Genomic DNA, 17,788 nt, shown 5'->3' on the forward strand with positions numbered 1-17,788 from the left:
CTGCCGGGGGCAGGGCCGTGTGCGAGGCTTCGAGCATGGACGACAAGCAGATCTTCGACCAGATCCGCGAGCTGGTGAACGCCGAACACGACCTGCGAGCGGCCGAGCAGTCCGGCACCGCTGTCGACCCCCGCCGCCTGCGCTCACTCGAGGAGACGCTCGACCAGTGCTGGGACCTGCTCCGCAAGCGCCGCGCGCTGCGCGACTCGGGCCTCGACCCCGACGACGCCGAGCAGGCCCCGATCGACGAGGTCGAGAAATACCTTCAGTAACAAAGATCTGATTGTGTACGCCGTCGCGGCTCCGGGCTTTCCTACCGTCCCAGCCGGTTCGCGATGCGCCCGGAGAGCTTGTACAGCGGGTAGAGCAGGGCGGCGACGACGAGCAGGAGTGCACCCGGCACCCAGGTGAGGGCCCTCGGCCGCACCGGGTACCCCTTCATCACGACCTGGCAGGTGTGCGCGCTGGCGCCCTCGTCCCCGCAGTACCGCTCCTCGACCGTCGCCTGGCCGTTCAGCGGGAGCCGGGACAGCACCTCCTGGGTCGCCTTGCGCTGGACGCCCGTCGCCGGGTCCGGCGCCCAGGTGATGGCGGCCCGGCACAGGTATCCGGGGCCGACGGTGTTGGGCGTGCAGTCCTCGACGACGGCCGTGCCGGTCGCCACCACGCGGCCGGAGTCGGTGCCGTAGCGGTCGGGGCCCGCGATCAGGTACACGCTGATGGGGGTGATGACCAGCAGCAGGACGGCGACGGCGGCCAGGACGGCGAACACCCGCCCGCGGCCGAAGCGCTCAGCCATGCGCACTGGTCGTGTCCAGGCAGAACCCCACGCCGTCCTCCTCCCGATAGACGGGAGCGAACTTACCGTAAGCGCGCAAGGGTCAGGACGGCTGCCTGACGAGCGCGCCGTCCGGACCCGGGATCACCAGCACGTCGGCCCGCCTGACCGCGAAGAGTCCCGACGTGATCACTCCGGCGATCTGGTTGATCCGGCCCTCGGTGCCGGCCGGGTCGGTGAGGTCGAGTTCCGTGGTGTCGAGGATGTTGTTGCCGTCGCCGGTCACGAACGGATGCCCGCCGTCGAGCGTCATGCGCAGCTCGGCGTGCACCCGGGCCCCGGTCGAGGGCAGGAGGGCGAGCTGCTGGGCCGCGTGCGTCCGGTACTGGGGGGCGACCTCCACCGGCACAGCCACCGCGCCGAGCACCGGCACCCCGCAGTCCACCGCCGCCACGCAGATGAACTGGCGGGCCTGGGCGGCCAGGATCTTCTCCCGGGTCAGCGCGCCGGCCGTGGCCTTGGTCAGCCGCAGCGCCGGATTGATCTCGCTCGGGCTGTCCACATAGGCGTCCAGCCGCTGCCCGAGGTCGTCCCCGGCGAGCGGCAGGCCGAGGGCCTTGGCGTGGATCATGTAGTTCTCGGAGCTGGCCAGCACGCCGCGCAGGCTCTTGCCGCACCCGGCCAGCTCGTCGAGGAACGCCCGCACGGCTCCCCCGCTGCCCACGCCGATCAGCGCGCCGTCCGGTACGAGCCGGACCGCCTGCCGGGTGACGGCGAGTTTCAGGTCTTCCTTCGTCAGCATCGCTCCCCCTAGGACTGTGCACCCTCCGGCTGTGCCTGTTTGCGCACCTGCCGCCACCGGGTCAGGATGATCTTCGCGGCGGCGGCGATCGGGATGGCCATCAGCGCGCCGAGCAGGCCGAGGATCTGCCCGCCTGCCAGGGCGGCGAGCAGCACGGCGATCGCTGGCATGTCGACGGCGTTGCGCATGACCCGCGGCTGGATCAGGTAGTTCTCGATCTGCTGGTAGAGGACGAAGAACGCGGCGACCAGCGCGGCCTGCGGCCAGATCGGGACGGCGGCCAGCGCGACGAGTATGCAGATCACGGCGCCGAGGGTCGCGCCGATCATCGGGATCAGGTCGGTCACCGCCACCAGGAAGGCCAGCGGCAGGGCGAAGGGCACGCCGAGCAGTTCCAGGGCGACGTAACTGGCGGCGCCGGCGATCAGGGAGATCACGATGTTCCCGATCATGTACGAGCCGATCTTGTCGACGACGACGCCGACCGCCTCGGCCGCCCTGGCCTTCCTGGTCTCCGGGAACAGCCCGACGACCCTCCTGATGATCTTCGGCAGGTCGAGCATGAAGTAGATCGCCAGCACCGAGGTCAGCAGCCAGGAGGCGAGCACCCCGAGGAACCGGCGGCCGTAGTCGAGCGCCTGGCCGCCCAGGTACTCCGGCAGGGTCCGCGCCCAGGCCTCCAGCCGCTCCCGGAAGTGGAACTGGTCCTCCAGGCTCTGGAGCCGCTCGGACTGGCGGCGGGCCTGCTCCAGGTACCCGGGGAGGTCGGCGATCAGGGAGCGGGCCTGCTGGACGAGCGGCGGGACGATCGCGAGCAGGAACGCGGCGATGAAGGCCACGGCGCACAGGATGACGATGAGAACGGCCCACGGGCGGCGTACCTTGTGCCGGACCAGCCAGCGCACGGCCGGGTCGAGGCTGACCGCGATGAACATGGCGATGAAGACCTGGACGATGAGGCCGCGCACGACGTACACCGCCCACAGGACCAGCAGCACCGCCAGGGCGCCTGCCGCCCCGGCTGCACCCCAGCGGAACACTGACTTGAGCTGCGGGCCTCCCGCCATGAGCCCCATTCTCGGCCAGTGCGCCGCTTTCCGGGGCATTTCCGAGGGGACAGCCCGTCAGATGTACTGTCCGCATGATGATCGTCAGAGAGATGACGGCCGCCGACATCCCGGCAGTGTCCCGGCTCCGGCTCGACGGCTGGCACGCCGCGTACCGTGGCCTGATCCCGCAGAGCTACCTGGACGGCATGTCCGCCGAGGCCGACGCCGAGTGGCGCGCCGGGTTCTTCGCCAGGTCACGGGACACCGTCACCGACTTCGTGGCCGAGGTGGACGGGACCCTCGGTGGCTGGCTCAGCGCGGGGCCTGCCCGCGGCTGCCCGGGCGGTACCGGCGAGATCTACGCCGTCTACGCCCGCCCCGACCTGATCGGCACCGGCGTCGGCCGCGCGCTGGTCAGCGAGGCGCACGGCTGGGCCGCAGGCCGGGGCTTCACGTCCATCGTCCTGTGGGTACTCGACGGCAACGCCAGGGCCGAGCGCTTCTACCGGCTCGCCGGCTACGAGCCCGACGGCGCCGTGCAGGCCGACGACTACGACGGCACGGAGCTGAAGGAGCTCCGGTACTCCCGGCGGCTGGCCTGAGCCGAACCTGACCGATCCGGGCACCGATTGCCGGGTCCGGGGGGTGGCCGCCCGCCTACGGTGAAACGGCAGGAAGGGAGGCCGGGCGTGCTCGAACGGCTCAACGACGCCATGCGCCACATCGAGGACCACCTCACCGGTGAGCTCGACGCGGCGGCGCTGGCCAGGATCGCGGTCACGTCGGAGTACCACTTCCGGCGGATGTTCTCGGCCCTGGCAGGCATGCCGCTGTCCGAGTACGTCCGGCGGAGGCGGCTCACGGTGGCCGGCGCCGAGGTACTGGCCGGGGAGCGGACACTGCTCGACATCGCCGTCCGCTACGGCTACACCTCGGCCGAGGCCTTCACCCGGGCGTTCCGCGCGGTGCACGGCGTGGCACCGGGTGAGGCACGGCGGACGGGTGCCGTGCTGCGCGCCCAGCCTCGCATGTCCTTCCGGCTCGTCGTCGAAGGGAGCAGCACCATGCAGTACCGGATCGTGCGGAAGGAAGCCTTCACCCTGGCGGGGCGCAAGGCTCGCGTGCCACTCGTGCACGAGGGCATGAACCCGGCCATCGTGGACTTCATCCGGAGCCTTCCACCATCCACAGTGGAGGAGATCCGTGCACTGTCCGACCAGGAGCCCGCCGGCATCCTCCAGGTCAGCCACGGCCTGGCCGAGGGGCGCGCGGAGGGCACGGAGCTCGACTACTACCACGCGGTCGTGACGGGCCGCCCGGTACCGGACGGGATGGACACGCTGGCCGTGCCCGCCGGTACGTGGGCCGTGTTCACCAGTTCGGGTGAGTTCCCGCGCGCCGTGCAGTACCTGTGGCGGGACATCTACACCCAGTGGTTCCCGTCGAACCCGTACCGGGCCGTGGCTGGACCGGAGATGCTGAGCATCCAGCTGACGGCGGACGGCAGCCAGGCCGAAGCCTCGCTCTGGATCCCCGTGGAACCGGACTGACTACGGCACCAGGGGGCCGGTCAGCACTTCCTGCGCGACGTACGTGTCGCCTTCCCACGTGAAGTGCTGGCCGGTCAGCTCGCGCCGGCCCCACAGGCCGAGCAGCAGGTCCTCGCTCGCGCCGCTGAGCTGGGCCACCGGCTCGTCGGGGCCGAGTACCCAGGACTGGCCGGTGTCGGTGGCCACGAGCCGCACGGCGTGCTTGCGGGGCTCGGCGCGGCCCCGGTCGACCAGCCGGGGAACCATCACCTCCAGTACCTCCGCGATGCCGTCGGCGGCGAGCGCCGGGTCGATCGGGCCTGGCCGGCCGAGGGCGTGCTCTGCGTCCCACCGGTGGACGACGGTCTCCAGGCTCCGGCGGCGGCGCCAGAAGCCGGCGGTGTGCGGCGGGAAGAACGTCCACGCCTCGGTGGCCGGGTCGCTCTCAAGGGCGGTGAGCAGTTCCTGGCACGTGCTCTCGTACCACTCGCGGATGCTGTCGCGCGGGGCCGGCGTGACCGGGTAGTCGTTGCGCCGCTCGCGGATCGCCGTGACCACCCACGTGTTGCCGTTGCCGAGGTGGCTGGCGAGATCGTGGAGTGTCCAGTCGCCGCAGTGCTCGACCGGGGCGGACAGGTCACCGCCGAGGCAGTCGCCGAACGCGGCGAGCTCCCGGCGGAGGATCGCGAGATAGTCCATGATTCGCGACGATAGTTCCGAGTCTGCGCTCCGGGCGGGAAACGCGCCGGCATCCGGTCCTCTACCTGGGGTTATAGCCGCCGCTCTGCCCGTGGATGGACGACGCAGGCCGGCCAGGCTCGTAGCTTGGGAGCATGACACGCACGATCGCCGAGGACTTCCTGCTGATCGCGTACGGGGCTGACGGCCGCCCCGTCTACCCGGCGATCAGCGGTGGCATGCCGGCCCTGCGGGGAACCGTGGCCGGGGCGCTGCTCAGCGAGCTGGTCCTGGACCGAAGGCTGGAGCTGGCGCAGGGCCTGATCACCGTCGTACCCGGTGCCGCTGCCTCCACCGGCACCCCGGCGCTCGACGCCTTCCATCTCACGGTCGCCAGCGAGGGCGCGCCGCACCCTCCCGAGTGGTGGATCTCGTCCGTGCAGTCCGACGGGGTCAACCGCCGGCTGCTCGGCCAGCTGGTGCGGGCTGGCGTGCTCGGGCGCGAGTGGCGGTTCGGCGGGGCCATCTATCCCGAGCGGGATCCCTCGGCACGCGCGGTCATCCGTGCGCACCTCGCCGCGGCGCTCTACGATCCCGCGACGGCCCCGCCGCGCGCCACCGCACTGCTCGCGCTGATCGCTGCGGCACGCATCGGCGAGGCGGCCCTGCCCGGCCTCGACCCCGACATCCGCGAGGACCGGCTGGGCGCCATCCTCCGGACCGACCCCATCGCGCGCGCCGCCCGGACGGTGCTGGACGACCCGCTGATCTCGGCCGTGCTGTTCGCGGCCTGACCAGCTAACGCCGGGCGAAGTCCGGCGCGTGTTCCGGCCGGGGGCCGAAGGCGACCATGCGGGCTGGCAGCTTGCGGAATCCCGGTACCCGCTGGGCGAGAGTCAGGAGCAGGCTGGGCGGCCCGCTGGTCTCACCGCGCAGTACCGGAGCGAAAACGAAACGGTGGAGGAGGCGCTGCACCGCCTGGAGCACGACGGTCGGCATCCACCGGCGGCCCCGCACCTTGGCCAGGTCCGCCGGAGTGACCCGGCCAGCGAGCAGCGGCCCGGCGAGCAGGCGTGCCGCTGCCACCGCGTCCTGGATCGCGAGGTTGATGCCGACGCCCCCAGCCGGTGACATGGCGTGCGCCGCGTCGCCGATGCACAGCAGCCCGTCGCGGTGCCACGTGCTGATCCGGTTGAGCTTCACGTCGAGCATGTGCAGGTCGTTCATGGACCCGATCTCGCCGAGCCTGTCGGCGAACCTCGGCGCGAGCTTGGCGACCCTGGCCCGGAAGCTCTCCACGCCCTCGGCCCGCAGCTCGGCGTCCCCGCCCTTCTTGTACAGGTACGCGATCTGGTAGAAGTCCTCGCGGGTCAGGGCGAGGAGCAGCTGGCCCTCCCCGAAGGTCGGCAGGACCGACGCGATCTCACCCTGCTCGCTGGCGAACCGTGGCAGCCGGAACCACCACGTGTCGAACGGCACCGGGTACTCGCGCGGCACGAACCCGGCCAGCCGCCGGAGCACCGAGTGCCGCCCGTCGCAGGCGACCGTCAGCTCGGCCCGGATCTCACCCTCCTGCCCGTCCCTGGTCCGGTACCGGACCCCGGCGACCTTGCCGTCCTCGGTGAGCAGGTCCGTGACCTCGGTGTTCATCCGCAGCTCGAACACCGGCTCCTGCGCTGCCGCCTCGGCGAGGAAGTTCAGCAGGTCCCACTGCGGGACCATCGCGATGTAGTTGTACGGCGGGTCGAGCATGCCCAGGTCACCGAAGGTCACCGTGCTGCCGTCCGGCAGCGGGAACCTGACGCTGCCGAGCTTGCTCTGCGGCAGCTCGCGGAAGCCCTCGCCGAGGCCGAGCTGGTCGAGCAGCCGGATGGTGGAGGCGTGCACGGTGTCACCGCGGAAGTCGCGGAGGAAGTCGCCGTGCTTCTCCAGCACCGTCACCCGCACGCCGGCCCTGGCCAGCAGCAGGCCGAGCATCATCCCGGCCGGGCCGCCGCCGCTGATCACGCAGGTCGCGGATTCCGTCGTTCGCATCGTCATCGCCTCCGTCTGTCACACCACCGTCTTTGGAACTGTCTTAGGTAGAGTATCTGATCCAGTTCCAGATGTATAGTAAAGTCTTCACCATGACAGTTCCGGACCACGTGGTCACCGCCGCCGTCGAGGCAGCCAGGGCACAGGGCAGAGACGTGGCCGAGCTGCCGCTGGCCACGATCGCGGCGGCCGCTGGCATGTCGCGTAGCACGCTGCTGCGCCGCCTCGGCGGCACCCGCACCACACTCGACGACGCCGTCCGCGCCGCGGGCTTCGACCCCGGCGAGCGGGTACCGGTGCGGGAGCGCGCCCTCGAAGCCGCTGCCGCGCTGATCAGCGAGCACGGGCTGGGCGGCGTCACACTCGACGAGGTGGCCAGGACGGCCGGGTGCTCCCTGCCGAGCCTGCACGCGATCTTCGGCGGGCGCGACGGGCTGCTGAGCGCGCTGTTCGACCGGTACACGTTCATCGTCGCTCTGGAGGCGCTGGCCGCGAACCCGCCGGCCGAGTTCCCCGAGACGATCCGGGAGGTCTACCGGGTGGTGGTCAGCGCGTTCACCGACGAGCCACGGCTGCTGCCCGCCGTGTTCGCCGACCTGCTCTCCCGGCCGGCCGGCCCCGGCGGCGAGGTGTTCGCCGCGCATCTCCCCCGGCTGCTCGGCAGCCTGGGCGCGCTGGTCACCGCGGAGGTGGCATCGGGGCGGCTGCGGCCGATCGCGCCGCCGCTGCTGGTCCACCTGCTGCTCGGCCCGCTGTTCGTGCACATGATGACCCGGCCCACGATCGAGAGGCTGCTCGACCTGCCTACTGTGGACGAGACCTGCGAGACGTTCGCCGGGGCGTTCCTGCGTGCGGCAGGATGGCGGGATGAGTGATCAGCTGCCGGCGCTGCCGGAGGACTTCGACCGGGTACTCGGCATCGTGGCCCACCCCGACGACCTGGAGTACGGCGCGGCCGGCGCCATCGCGCGCTGGACGGCACAGGGCAGGTGGGCCGGATACGTGATGGTCACGCGGGGCGAGGCCGGCATCCAGGACCTCGAACCGGGCCGGTGCGGGCCGCTGCGCGCCGAGGAGCAGATCGCTGCCGCCCGGCTCGTCGGGGTGGACACTGTGGACTTCCTCGACCATCCGGACGGCATGATCGAGTACGGCACGGCGCTCCGCAGGGACATCACGGCCGCGATCCGCCGGCACCAGCCCGACATCCTGATCACCCTGAACAACCGGGCGACGTGGGGGCCCGGCGGGCCCCGGAACTCGCCGGACCACCGCGCCGTGGGCGAGGCGGTGCTGGACGCGGCCGGGGACGCCGGTAACCAGTGGATCTTCCCGGAGGCCGGGCCCGCCTGGAACGGCGTGCGGGCCGTCCTGATCGCCGGCTCCCCGGAGCCGACCCACGCTGTGGACATCAGCGGCACCCTGGACGCCTCGATCGCCTCGCTCCGCGCCCACGGCGCCTACCTGGACGGCCTCGGTGAGCACCCAATGGCCGATGCGGAAGCGTTCCTGTCCATGATGGCCGGGCAGGCCGCCGGGCGCTTCGGCGGCGTACCGGCGACCCTTTTCGAGCGCGTCCCCTGCTGAGGGCGGTGGCGGGCCGGGAGTGCCCGGCCCGCCACCAGCGGTCTGCGTCAGCTGTACGGACGGAACGTGAGCTGCCGGAAGACAGCCGTCGCGACGTTTTCCGGCTTGTGCTTCAGGTCGATCGCCACGGTGTAGCCCGACACGTCGTACACGTTCAGCCAGCTGGCCGACGCGCCAGGATCGGCACCGGTGGCGGCCCTGAAACCGTCCACTGTGGTGTTCGCCTTCTCGGCGTGCACGGGCAGGTAGGGCATGATCGAGATCCGGATCAGCTGCGTGCTGGGCGCCGGTGGATCGACCACAGCGACACTCGGGCCGTACTCCACACTCACCGACCACGGTGTGAACGAGCTGCCCTGGGACGGGGAGTCCGGTGTGCGGCGCACCATGATCTCGCGGAGCGGCATACCGTCCATCGCGGCAGGCACATTCGCCGGGAGGTCAAGCCGCTGACCGGGGCCGAACTGCATCGCGCCGGCGATCCGGAGCGCCATCTCCTTGCCCTGCGCTTCCGAGCCGGCGAACTCCCTGTCCACGGAGACGCCCGCCCACGCGTCCGGCCCGAGCTGCCAGTAGAGGGAAACGGTCTGGCTGCCCATGTCCAGCCACATCGCGGTGCGGTGGTTCACGTCCGGTGCCGGTGTGGTCGCGCCGGGCGGCTTCCGGAACTTCGCGTGCATCCGGAACGTGACCTTGTCGGCCAGCAGCATGTACACGACGTCGGTACTTCTCGTCGCGCGGTAGCTGCTGAGCCCGGGAGGCAGCCAGCCCCAGCCGGCGTACCGGACCAGCGGGTCGAGCCGCTCCGGCACCTGCATGCTGCCGTCCGCAGCCACGACGCCCGGCGTCGCGCCAGCCCCCTGGCCCGCGCCCGGTACCGCGGCGGAGGGCAGGCCGCCGCTCTGGGTGATCAGGGCGCCAGCGGTGAACACCGCCAGGACGGCCAGCCCGGCCGTTCCGGAAGCCACCACCCTCCGCCGCCGGACCGTACGCTGGCCGTCGCGCATGGCCAGCCCCACGTCCACTCGGGACGGCGGCAGCTCGCCGTCCACATCGCCGAACAGTTCCCGTGTATCCATCTCAGCTCTCCCGCACGATCAGGTTCCGGCGCAGGGCCTCCAGGCCCCGGGCGGTCTGGCTCTTCACGGTTCCCTCCGAGCAGCGCAGTGCCTCGGCGGTGTCCGTGACGGACAGGTCCAGGTAGAACCGGAGCACGAGGGTGGCACGCTGCCGGTCCGGCAGGTCGCGCAGCGCGGCGCGTACCTCCAGCCCGGTCTCGTGGTCCGCCGTCTCGGCCGGCCGGTCCACCGGCTCGGCCGTCAGGTGCACCCGGGAGCCCCAGCCCGTCCGCTTCTCACCGAGGAACACCCGGAGCAGCATCGTCCGGACGTACCCGTCGAGGTTGTCCGCCTTGGCCGCCTTGCGCCAGTGGACGTACAACCTCGTGATGGTCACCTGGACCAGGTCGTCAGCCCGATGCCAGTCCTGGCAGAGCAGGTAGGCCACCCGCCGTAACCAGGGCAGGCGGAGCTGCACGTAGTCCTCGTAGGCTTGCTCGTGTCGCACCGGCTTCCTTTCCGCTGTCCTCGCCCTCCTGATGGCGCCGGAGCCGTGGCGGGTTGCACGGCACGGACAGGAATCCGCGAAAGCGCCCGGGCCGGGGGCGCACGGCTTATCCTGAGGGGTGGACCCCTCATCACAGCCGGGGTGGTAGCCATGCGAATTCTCAGGGGCACGGTTCTGGCTGGGCTGGCGAGCGCCGCCGCCTGGCTGCTGGTGATGTTCTTCGGGTACGCGGCCAGCGGTCGCCCGATCGCTGAGGTGTTCACGCCGATCGCGAAGACGTTCCGCGACTCGGTGGCACTCGACGGGCGGGCCAGCGCCTCCACCGTCCTGATCGCCCTCGCCGTGGTCGTGGTGATCGCGCTGCTGTTCAGCGCGGCGCTGGAGGTCTTCGCCTCGAACCGGACCCCGGGCAGCGCGCCCTGGCTGGTCCTGGGCGGCGCGATCTTCGGCGGGGTGTTCTGGATCTTCGCGCACATGATCGCGTGGCGGGCCGGGTCACCGGAACCGGCTGCGCACCTGGTGCAGGGCTGGTCGTGGTTCGCGAGCGTCGTGGCCGGCGCGGTGTCCGCGTTGTGCCTGCTGCCGGCCAGGCTGCCGGAGGAGCGCTTCTTCACGATCGACCCGCCGTCCGGGCCAGGCAAGCCCACCGGCACGCCGATCCCGCACTAGGTTTCCCCAGCGCGGGATCATTGCTGGCGGCTCTGCTTCTCTCAGGCGACCAGTTCGTCGATCTGGTTGATGGCCTGCGAGGCACCCTCGACAACGCCCATGTCGAGCACCTGCTGAAGGCCCTCGGCCGTCGCGTACGTGCTCACGTACACCGCGCGGGTGCCACCCTCGTGCGCGGTGAAGGTGAAGACGTTCCCGGAGACGGGCATGTCGGTGTTCGGGGTGAAGTCCGGGTTGGCGAAGCCGTCCTCGAACTCGAAGCTGCGCGGCTCGTCGACCGCCGTGACCAGCCAGTATCCGGAGTGCTTGTCACCTTCCGGGCCGGTCATGAAGTACGTGACCCGGCCGCCGGGCTTCAGGTCGTGGTCGACGACGGTCGCCGGGTAGGACGGCGGGCCCCACACCTTCTCCAGCTGGCGCGGGTCGGCGTAGACCTGCCAGATCCGCTCCACCGGCGCGGCGAAGTCGGCGATGATGCTCAGGGTCCGGCTGTCGAGGTCGCTCTGGACGTCGATGACGGGCATGGCTCTGTCCTCCTGCTGTCGTTACCGCTGTCGTTACTGCTGCTTGTCGTTGTCGAGGGCGATGAGCTCGTCGATGCGCGCGATCCGGCCGCGCCAGACCTGCTCCAGCTCGGCCAGCATCGAGGCCACCGAGCGCACCGCCTCCACGTCGCCGCTGGCCAGCTGCTCGCGGCCACTGCGCCGCTTGGTCAGCAGGCCTGCCCTCTCGAGCACGGCGACATGCTTCTGCACCGCGGCGAAGCTCATCTCGTACTTCGCCGCGAGCACCGAGACCGAATGCTCGCCGCGCAGCACACGGCGCAGGATGTCGCGCCGGGTCCGGTCGGCGAGCGCGTGGAACAAGGCGTCTGCCTGGTCCTCGTCCCTCTCACTCACCCTTCCAATATACAACCGATTGGTTGTACGTTGTCAAGCTCCAGGCAGCCCAGAGTTCTGTGTACCCCGGGTAAGCTGCACAGATGCCCAGTTCTCCGGAGATGGCAGCAGCAGAACTCAAGGCGGCGGGGCTGAGCCTCGCCACGGCCGAGTCCCTGACAGGCGGGCTGCTGGGCAGCCTCCTCACCTCGGTACCGGGGGTGTCCGCCTGCTACCGGGGCGGCGTGATCGCCTACGCGACCGAGGCCAAGGCCCACGTCCTCGGCGTGCCGGCGGACCTCCTCGCCGCGCACGGGCCGGTCAGCGTGGAGTGCGCCCGCGCGATGGCCGAAGGTACGCGGCGGCTGTTCGGGGCGGACTTCGGGCTGGCCACGACCGGGGTAGCCGGACCGGACACCCAGGACGGCCACCCGGTCGGCACGCTGTTCCTCGGGCTGGCCGGCCCGGCCGGCGTCACCCACGCCGGGCTGTTCAGCCCCGCCCCCGGCAGGAACGAGATCCGTGAGTGGGCGGCGGAGGAGGCCTTCCGGCTGCTGCTGACCGCCCTACCTGGATACTCTGGGTGAGGCTTTTCTCACAGTCCGAAGTGGAACCCGGGGGCCGGGTACACCGTCCCCGCTGGCCACGATCCTGAGGACCCCTAACCCTGAGGAAGGTTGCAGTTCCCATAAAAGGGGCTTAAGCAACTTGACTTGCACGCATCCTCTGTGGATGGACAGGCTGGGCATCGTTCACCTTTCGGCGTGGAAAGGACCCACGATGCGTACGACACTCCTCAGGCTGGCCCGGCCCGCTGGCGTGCTGATCTTCACCCTGCTGGCCGGCCTCGGGCTCGCGGTCGCCCCGGCCTCGGCGGCACCCGGGCACGCCGTCCAGAGCGTGACGCTCGACCAGACCGGCGGCTACGCCGGCGTGCGCCTGCGGTACACCGTGGACCGTAACGCGGCCACCGCCCAGGCCTCCGAGCTGCTCTCCCTCACCTCGACCCCGGCCTTCACGACGCTCGGCGACAGCTACCTGCCGGACGACCCGTGCTGCGACCGGTTCACCTACGACCTCACCGTGCGGTACAAGAACGGTGTTGTGAAGACCGTGAGCACCATCGACGGTGGCGGCGCGCCGGCCATCCTGGAGCAGGCGATCAGCCTCGCGAAGGATGCCGGGACGGTGACCGACCTGGCCACCGCCGGCCCGACGCTGCTCTTCGTGGAGCTGCGGCCCGGGCAGGGCGCCCAGCCGGTGCAGTGGACGATCAGCTGCGCCACCGGCGAGACCTGCGCGAGCCTGACCCCGTCGGCCTACGCCGCACTGGCCCCGGTGCCGGCCGGCGCGGCCTGCACCAGGATCTACGGCGGCCCGCAGACGGCCTGGCTGTTCGGCCTGTGGCAGGGCGAGTGGGTCAGCGCGTCCTTCAGCCGGGCCGACGGCTGCCAGCTCAGCCGGTGGGAACGGGCAGCCTCGCTGCTCACCCCGCCAGCGTGACCTAGCTCAGTCCCGCCATTCGATGGCCGGGCAGCGGTCCATCACGACCGCCAGCCCGGCCGTCCGCGCGCGTTCCGCCGCCGCCTCGTCGATCACGCCGAGCTGGAGCCAGACGGCACGCGCGCCGATCCCGATCGCCTCGTCCACGTGCGCCCCCGCGTCCTCGGAACGGCGGAAGACGTCGACCACGTCCACGGGGACCGGGATCTCCGCGAGGCTGCGGTAGCCGGTCTGCCCGTGCACGGCCTCGCCGGCCGGGTTGACCGGGATCACCTGCTTGCCCTTGTCGAGCAGGAACCGGGCCACCCGGTACGCGGCACGCGAGGGGTTGCTCGTCAGGCCGACGACGGCCCAGGTCTTGAGTTCAAGGATCTCGGGGATCTCCATGAGCCTATTGTGCCGGGGTTGGATGGGCTGCCCCTCAGGCAGGTTCGGGGCAGCCCATCCAACCCGTGCCCGGGGCCGTTACCCGCGCTACGTTTGCCGGCGGTTCACGGTCAGAACTGTTAGCCGCAGTAGACCTGCGTGGCTCGGGCGGGGTCCAGGGCGTTGGTCACGTGGTGCAGCGCTGTCGGGCTGAACGCGATGGCCACGTGCTCGGCCAGCGAGAAGATGCAGTTGTGCTGGATGACGACGTTGGTCACGCCGGGCCCGGCCAGGAACTGCGTCTCGTACGGCGTGACCACCTGGTCGTACCAGGTCGAGATCACCGTGTACCTGACCCCGGCCTGGGTGTCGCCGCCCGCGTTGAGCTGGGTGAGCGCGGCCGAGCCGGCGACCTGGTCCTTACAGGACGGGCAGGCAGAGTAGACCAGGTCGGCGATGCCCGGGAAGTAGGCCGCCAGGTTCGCGATGCCGGACAGCGTCGTGCCGTGGTTGCTCGGCGCGAGCGCGACGAGCTTGTCCACCTTGGCGGCCCCGCCGAGGAACTTCAGGTAGTACCGGGGCATCATCCCGCCCTGCGAGTGGCCCACGATGTCCACCTTGGCCGCGCCGGTCGACGCCCGGACCCGGTCGACGAAGGCCGCCAGCTCGCGGGCCGAGGACGCGATCGGCTGGAGCCCGCCGATCGGCAGGCCGATCCCCGTGCCGGTGGACGTCCAGCTGTCCGGGGTGAGGCCGTAGGTGAGGGCGTAGACGCAGTAGCCCTTGCTCTTCAGCAGCGGTGCCAGCGCCAGCCAGTTCTCGAACTGGTTGGCGAAGGTGCCGTGCACGAGCACCACCGGGTTGGGGTGGGCGGCGCTGGGCCTGCACGCCCAGTCGTTCGCGCCGGGCGGGTCGGAGACCTGGCTGCCGCCGCCGGACTCGGGGGCGGCGGCGGCAGGGGCCGCGAGCCCCGCCACGAGCATTGTGGCGGCGGCCAGCACGGCCATGACAGAGCGCAGAGCAGCCACTGTTACCTCCAGGCGATGCGCTGTTTACTGGTGGGTAACAGGATCGCCCCGCGACGGGCACCGGGGTCCTGGAAACGTCACCAGACCTGGAAGGCGGCAGTTGTGACCGGTGACAACAGGACACTGTGTATCGGCGGCAGGCCTCTGCTGGAGCGCTTCCTGGCCGCCGTGCCTGCCCTCACGTCCGAGATCCTCGCCGAGCTGGCCGCCGCCGTCCCGATGTACGGGCTGCTGCCGGCCGAGGAACTGTCCGGCGACATCGCCCGCGTCGTCGAACGTGGACTGCGCGCCTTCGGCGAGGTCCTCCGCAGCCGGGAACTCCCGCCCGTCACCGATCTGGCGGCGATCCGCGAGTCGGCGGCGCGGCGGGCGGAGGAAGGCGTGCCGATCGACGCGGTGATCGCCGCCTACCACGTCGGCGCCCGGATCAGCCTCGACCGGGTCTCCGCCGACGCGCTCCCCTCCGACGTCGGCGACCTGCGCGCCGTGCAGGGCCTGGTGCTCGGCTTCCTCCAGCGGACGACGGCAGCCGTGGCCGCCGGGTACCTCGACACGGCCAGCGGGGACGAGCACGCGGCCCGCCAGGCCCTGCTGGCAGCCCTGCTCGACGGGCTCATGATCGAACCGGCAGCCGAGCGGGCCGGGGTCAGGCTGCCGGGCGGGTACCTCGTGCTCAGCCTCGCGCTGACCGGCGGCACCGCAGTGCCGGACGGGGCCGGCGCGGAGATCGCGGGGGCCGGTGCGGAGATCGCGGCCCGGCGGCGGGTACGCAGGCTGCGGGTCGAGCTGACCCAGCTCACCGCCGAGCCGGTGCTGGCGATGCTCACGGCGGACGGCGGGCTGGCCCTGGTACCGGTGCCGGGGCCGGGCGACGAGGACGTGTGGCGGCGGTACGCGGGACTGCCGGCCAGGCTCGGCCAGGCGTGCGGCTGCGAGGTACTGGCCAGCGGCGTGCTGGCCGTGCCACGGCAGGTGGCCGAGGCCGCCCGGCTCGCGCGGGAGCTGCTCGCCGTCGCCAGGACCTTCGGCCGGGCCCCCGGCCTCTACCAGCTCACCGATCTCCTCCTCGAATACCAGCTCACCCGGCCGTCGGCGGCCCGCGACCAGCTCGCCGGGCTGCTGGACCCGCTCGACCCGGAGCTGCTGGGCACCCTGCGCGTCTACGTCGCGACCGGCCTGAACCGGCAGCGCGCCGCCCGCCAGCTCCACCTGCACCCGAACACAGTGGACTACCGGCTGCGCAAGGTCGCCGCGCTGACGGGTCTCGACGCCACCCGCCCGGCCGAGCTGCCCAGGATCGCAGCCGCCCTGGCGGCCCGCGACGCCCTCTCCTGAGCACCCTCCTCTGTGGACGGACCCCGGGGCCGCCCGGCTCGCACCGATAGGTCATGATGCTGGGATGATCCGATGGGAATACGCCCGGCTGGAGTACCGCGCGACCGGTAACTTCGGCGGCGACCGTGACCAGGACTGGCGAGCCGTCTTCGTGCACTCCCGTGGCGCGGAGAACTGGGGCACCGACGAGCGTTTCAACGACATCCCGCACCTCAACAAGGCTGGTGCGGCCGGCTGGGAGGCCTACGACCGCTCGCCGCGCATGATCGGCCAGCCGCTGCGCCTCCAGGTGGTCACCTACTCGATGCGCCGCCCGGTCGAGTAGCGCTAGGCTCTCCGTTCGGCTTCAGGCGGGGAGATCATGACAAGAGCTTTCGCTGTACCCGGGGAACTGGCCGCCGTGGTCACGGCGGCCCTCGGCCCCGGCCGGGCCATCGCCGGAGCGCACCGCCTGCGCGGCGGCAGCAAGAAGGGCGTGTACCGGCTGGCACTCGCCGACGGGTCCACCGTGGTCCTGTACTCCTGGGGCGCGGACGAGAACTACTGGCCGGCCCGGGACGCCGGGAGCGAGCCGGGCCCGGCCGACCCGTTCGCCGATGCCTCGGGCCTCGACCTGTTCACGGCGGCCTCCGACCGGCTGCGCGCGCTCGGCGTGCGGGCACCAGCCGTGTACTTCACCGACGACACCCACGCCAGCTACCCGGCCGACCTGGCCATCGTGGAGGACGTACGCGGTGAGACGCTGGATTCCCGGCTCGCCGCCGACCCGGCCGGAGCCGGACCGGTGCTCGGCAGGCTCCGCGAAGCCCTCGCCCTGATGCGCGCCGACACGAGTACCAGGATCGGCAAGCTCGCCCGCCCGGCAGCCGGGGGCGCCTGCCCGGACCTCGTGCTGCGCCGGGCGCTCGGCGACCTGGCGGAGGCTGCCCGCCGTACGAGCCGGATCGGGGAGGTGTCCGGCCAGGTGGCCGGCACGCTGCACGAGCTGGCCGCCGCCATCGGGCCGAGGAGTGAGCACAGCCTGGTTCACGGCGAACTCGGCCCCGACCACGTCTTGGTCGGCCCGGACGGCGAGCCCGTGCTGATCGACATCGAGGGCCTGATGCACTTCGACGCCGAGTGGGAGCACGCCTTCCTCCGGCTCCGGTTCGGCCAGCACTACCGGCACCTGGCCGTGCCCGGGCTCGACCCGGCCCGGATGGCCCTCTACTCCCTCGCTATGGACCTGTCGCTGGTGTCCGGCCCGCTCCGCCTCCTCGACGGCGACTTCCCTGACCGGGACTTCATGCTCGCCATCGCAGGCCACGCGACCGGCCGGGTGCTCGCCGCGCTCACGTAGCCTTCCGGCATGACGACCCTGATCCGCCCTGCGACCCCGAACGACGGCCCCGCGATCGGCCAGCTCAAGGCCCGGGCATGGCGCGCCGCCTACTCCAGCTTCATGCCCGCCGCGTACCTGGACGGGATCGATCCGGTGCGGGAGGGTGAGGCGTGGGGTGAGTACCTCGCGGAGATCCCGGCCGGGCATCGGATGTGGATAGCCGAGGTGGACGGTGCCGTCGCCGGCTTCTGCCGCACGGGGCCGGCGGAGTCCGATCCCGACCTTGGTACCGGGGCGGGCGAGGTCTACGGGCTCTACGTCGAGCCAGCGCTGATCGGTACCGGCCTCGGGCGCCTGCTGTTCGGCCACGGGGTTTCCGACCTGCGGGAACGTGGCCACGAGCCGGTCTGCGTGTACGCGTACGCCCCGAACGAGACAGCCATCCGCTTCTACGAGCGGGCCGGTTTCGCGGCCGACGGCGTGACGAAGACCGACGAGGGCGACGGTACCGGCGTCGCGGAGGTCCGCCTGGTGGCGCGGCGGTAGGGGTACGGCGTGCGGGGCTGCTGGAAGTGCGCAGTTTCCGCGCACGTTCGCGCATCGGTACTGCTGAATGATCTTCGTTCCGAACACGCTCTGATCCGTTTCCGATCATTACCTGCGCG

General features: G+C 71.5%; 24 protein-coding genes. 13 read left to right on the forward strand and 11 right to left on the reverse strand.

Annotation, left to right across the window (positions count from 1 at the left end):
- The first annotated feature begins 35 nt into the window (after nucleotides 1-35).
- Complete coding sequence (locus tag A3G1_RS41745; RefSeq protein ID WP_083936886.1) at nucleotides 36-272, forward strand: DUF2630 family protein; 237 nt, start codon at nucleotides 36-38, stop codon at nucleotides 270-272.
- 41 nt (nucleotides 273-313) lie between these two features.
- Here the strand turns inward: A3G1_RS41745 and A3G1_RS0111825 are convergent, their stop codons facing one another.
- The 3 genes from A3G1_RS0111825 to A3G1_RS0111835 all read right to left on the reverse strand — a co-directional run bounded on the left by A3G1_RS0111825 (nucleotide 314) and on the right by A3G1_RS0111835 (nucleotide 2,647).
- Complete coding sequence (locus A3G1_RS0111825; RefSeq protein ID WP_018349683.1) at nucleotides 314-799, reverse strand: hypothetical protein; 486 nt, start codon at nucleotides 797-799, stop codon at nucleotides 314-316.
- 82 nt (nucleotides 800-881) lie between these two features.
- A complete protein-coding gene (locus tag A3G1_RS0111830) occupies nucleotides 882-1,580 on the reverse strand; it encodes a ribose-5-phosphate isomerase A (RefSeq protein WP_018349684.1) in 699 nt (232 codons plus the stop codon).
- An 8-nt stretch (nucleotides 1,581-1,588) separates the two neighbouring features.
- On the reverse strand, nucleotides 1,589-2,647 hold the full coding sequence (locus A3G1_RS0111835; RefSeq protein WP_157641072.1) for an AI-2E family transporter: 1,059 nt from the start codon (nucleotides 2,645-2,647) through the stop codon (nucleotides 1,589-1,591).
- A gap of 74 nt (nucleotides 2,648-2,721) precedes the next feature.
- On the opposite strand from A3G1_RS0111835, the gene A3G1_RS0111840 reads away from it, so the two are divergent.
- On the forward strand, nucleotides 2,722-3,231 hold the full coding sequence (locus A3G1_RS0111840) for a GNAT family N-acetyltransferase (protein ID WP_018349686.1): 510 nt from the start codon (nucleotides 2,722-2,724) through the stop codon (nucleotides 3,229-3,231).
- An 87-nt stretch (nucleotides 3,232-3,318) separates the two neighbouring features.
- Entirely contained in the window at nucleotides 3,319-4,179 is an 861-nt protein-coding gene (locus tag A3G1_RS0111845) for an AraC family transcriptional regulator (RefSeq protein WP_018349687.1), read from the forward strand.
- On the opposite strand, the gene A3G1_RS0111850 is transcribed toward A3G1_RS0111845, so the two are convergent.
- Nucleotides 4,180-4,857, reverse strand: a complete 678-nt coding sequence (locus tag A3G1_RS0111850; RefSeq protein ID WP_018349688.1) for a maleylpyruvate isomerase family mycothiol-dependent enzyme — start codon at nucleotides 4,855-4,857, stop codon at nucleotides 4,180-4,182.
- Between the two features lie 134 nt (nucleotides 4,858-4,991).
- On the opposite strand from A3G1_RS0111850, the gene A3G1_RS0111855 reads away from it, so the two are divergent.
- Nucleotides 4,992-5,630, forward strand: coding sequence for a GOLPH3/VPS74 family protein (locus A3G1_RS0111855; protein ID WP_018349689.1), 639 nt, complete (start codon nucleotides 4,992-4,994; stop codon nucleotides 5,628-5,630).
- A 4-nt stretch (nucleotides 5,631-5,634) separates the two neighbouring features.
- Here the strand turns inward: A3G1_RS0111855 and A3G1_RS0111860 are convergent, their stop codons facing one another.
- Nucleotides 5,635-6,870, reverse strand: coding sequence for an FAD-dependent oxidoreductase (locus A3G1_RS0111860; RefSeq protein ID WP_157641073.1), 1,236 nt, complete (start codon nucleotides 6,868-6,870; stop codon nucleotides 5,635-5,637).
- Nucleotides 6,871-6,962: 92 nt separating this feature from the next.
- Here A3G1_RS0111860 and A3G1_RS0111865 point away from each other — a divergent pair, with 92 nt between their 5' ends.
- Nucleotides 6,963-7,745 carry a TetR/AcrR family transcriptional regulator gene (locus tag A3G1_RS0111865; RefSeq protein ID WP_040478149.1) on the forward strand — a complete coding sequence of 261 codons (783 nt, stop codon included), beginning with the start codon at nucleotides 6,963-6,965 and terminating at the stop codon, nucleotides 7,743-7,745.
- Nucleotides 7,738-8,457 carry a PIG-L deacetylase family protein gene (locus A3G1_RS0111870; protein ID WP_018349692.1) on the forward strand — a complete coding sequence of 240 codons (720 nt, stop codon included), beginning with the start codon at nucleotides 7,738-7,740 and terminating at the stop codon, nucleotides 8,455-8,457. The genes A3G1_RS0111865 and A3G1_RS0111870 overlap by 8 nt, the downstream gene beginning before the upstream one ends.
- A 47-nt stretch (nucleotides 8,458-8,504) precedes the next feature.
- Here the strand turns inward: A3G1_RS0111870 and A3G1_RS0111875 are convergent, their stop codons facing one another.
- Nucleotides 8,505-9,536 carry a hypothetical protein gene (locus A3G1_RS0111875; RefSeq protein WP_018349693.1) on the reverse strand — a complete coding sequence of 344 codons (1,032 nt, stop codon included), beginning with the start codon at nucleotides 9,534-9,536 and terminating at the stop codon, nucleotides 8,505-8,507.
- 1 nt (nucleotide 9,537) lies between these two features.
- On the reverse strand, nucleotides 9,538-10,023 hold the full coding sequence (locus A3G1_RS0111880) for a sigma-70 family RNA polymerase sigma factor (RefSeq protein WP_018349694.1): 486 nt from the start codon (nucleotides 10,021-10,023) through the stop codon (nucleotides 9,538-9,540).
- Between the two features lie 150 nt (nucleotides 10,024-10,173).
- Here A3G1_RS0111880 and A3G1_RS0111885 point away from each other — a divergent pair, with 150 nt between their 5' ends.
- Entirely contained in the window at nucleotides 10,174-10,692 is a 519-nt protein-coding gene (locus tag A3G1_RS0111885) for a hypothetical protein (RefSeq protein WP_018349695.1), read from the forward strand.
- Nucleotides 10,693-10,733: 41 nt separating this feature from the next.
- On the opposite strand, the gene A3G1_RS0111890 is transcribed toward A3G1_RS0111885, so the two are convergent.
- Both A3G1_RS0111890 and A3G1_RS0111895 read right to left on the reverse strand, forming a co-directional pair.
- Entirely contained in the window at nucleotides 10,734-11,216 is a 483-nt protein-coding gene (locus A3G1_RS0111890) for an SRPBCC family protein (RefSeq protein ID WP_018349696.1), read from the reverse strand.
- A 33-nt stretch (nucleotides 11,217-11,249) separates the two neighbouring features.
- Nucleotides 11,250-11,591, reverse strand: a complete 342-nt coding sequence (locus tag A3G1_RS0111895) for an ArsR/SmtB family transcription factor (RefSeq protein WP_018349697.1) — start codon at nucleotides 11,589-11,591, stop codon at nucleotides 11,250-11,252.
- A gap of 83 nt (nucleotides 11,592-11,674) precedes the next feature.
- On the opposite strand from A3G1_RS0111895, the gene A3G1_RS34435 reads away from it, so the two are divergent.
- The gene (locus A3G1_RS34435) at nucleotides 11,675-12,157 is read left to right on the forward strand and encodes a nicotinamide-nucleotide amidohydrolase family protein (protein WP_157641074.1); all 483 of its coding nucleotides are present in this window, start codon (nucleotides 11,675-11,677) and stop codon (nucleotides 12,155-12,157) included.
- 193 nt (nucleotides 12,158-12,350) lie between these two features.
- Nucleotides 12,351-13,073 (forward strand): hypothetical protein, encoded by a 723-nt coding sequence (locus tag A3G1_RS34440; RefSeq protein WP_018349699.1) that lies wholly within the window; start codon nucleotides 12,351-12,353, stop codon nucleotides 13,071-13,073.
- Nucleotides 13,074-13,079: 6 nt separating this feature from the next.
- Here the strand turns inward: A3G1_RS34440 and A3G1_RS0111910 are convergent, their stop codons facing one another.
- Together A3G1_RS0111910 and A3G1_RS0111915 are read right to left on the reverse strand one after the other, a co-directional pair.
- On the reverse strand, nucleotides 13,080-13,460 hold the full coding sequence (locus A3G1_RS0111910; RefSeq protein WP_018349700.1) for a CoA-binding protein: 381 nt from the start codon (nucleotides 13,458-13,460) through the stop codon (nucleotides 13,080-13,082).
- A 119-nt stretch (nucleotides 13,461-13,579) separates the two neighbouring features.
- The gene (locus A3G1_RS0111915; protein WP_211216287.1) at nucleotides 13,580-14,467 is read right to left on the reverse strand and encodes an esterase/lipase family protein; all 888 of its coding nucleotides are present in this window, start codon (nucleotides 14,465-14,467) and stop codon (nucleotides 13,580-13,582) included.
- Nucleotides 14,468-14,569: 102 nt separating this feature from the next.
- Here A3G1_RS0111915 and A3G1_RS0111920 point away from each other — a divergent pair, with 102 nt between their 5' ends.
- The 4 genes from A3G1_RS0111920 to A3G1_RS0111935 all read left to right on the forward strand — a co-directional run bounded on the left by A3G1_RS0111920 (nucleotide 14,570) and on the right by A3G1_RS0111935 (nucleotide 17,669).
- Nucleotides 14,570-15,802, forward strand: a complete 1,233-nt coding sequence (locus A3G1_RS0111920) for a PucR family transcriptional regulator (RefSeq protein WP_018349702.1) — start codon at nucleotides 14,570-14,572, stop codon at nucleotides 15,800-15,802.
- A 64-nt stretch (nucleotides 15,803-15,866) separates the two neighbouring features.
- The gene (locus tag A3G1_RS0111925) at nucleotides 15,867-16,127 is read left to right on the forward strand and encodes a hypothetical protein (protein ID WP_018349703.1); all 261 of its coding nucleotides are present in this window, start codon (nucleotides 15,867-15,869) and stop codon (nucleotides 16,125-16,127) included.
- A 36-nt stretch (nucleotides 16,128-16,163) separates the two neighbouring features.
- Complete coding sequence (locus A3G1_RS0111930; RefSeq protein ID WP_026212065.1) at nucleotides 16,164-17,141, forward strand: phosphotransferase family protein; 978 nt, start codon at nucleotides 16,164-16,166, stop codon at nucleotides 17,139-17,141.
- Nucleotides 17,142-17,150: 9 nt separating this feature from the next.
- Complete coding sequence (locus A3G1_RS0111935; RefSeq protein ID WP_018349705.1) at nucleotides 17,151-17,669, forward strand: GNAT family N-acetyltransferase; 519 nt, start codon at nucleotides 17,151-17,153, stop codon at nucleotides 17,667-17,669.
- Nucleotides 17,670-17,788: the final 119 nt, after the last annotated feature.

The organism is Longispora albida DSM 44784 (assembly GCF_000379825.1).
Lineage (GTDB): Bacteria > Actinomycetota > Actinomycetes > Mycobacteriales > Micromonosporaceae > Longispora > Longispora albida.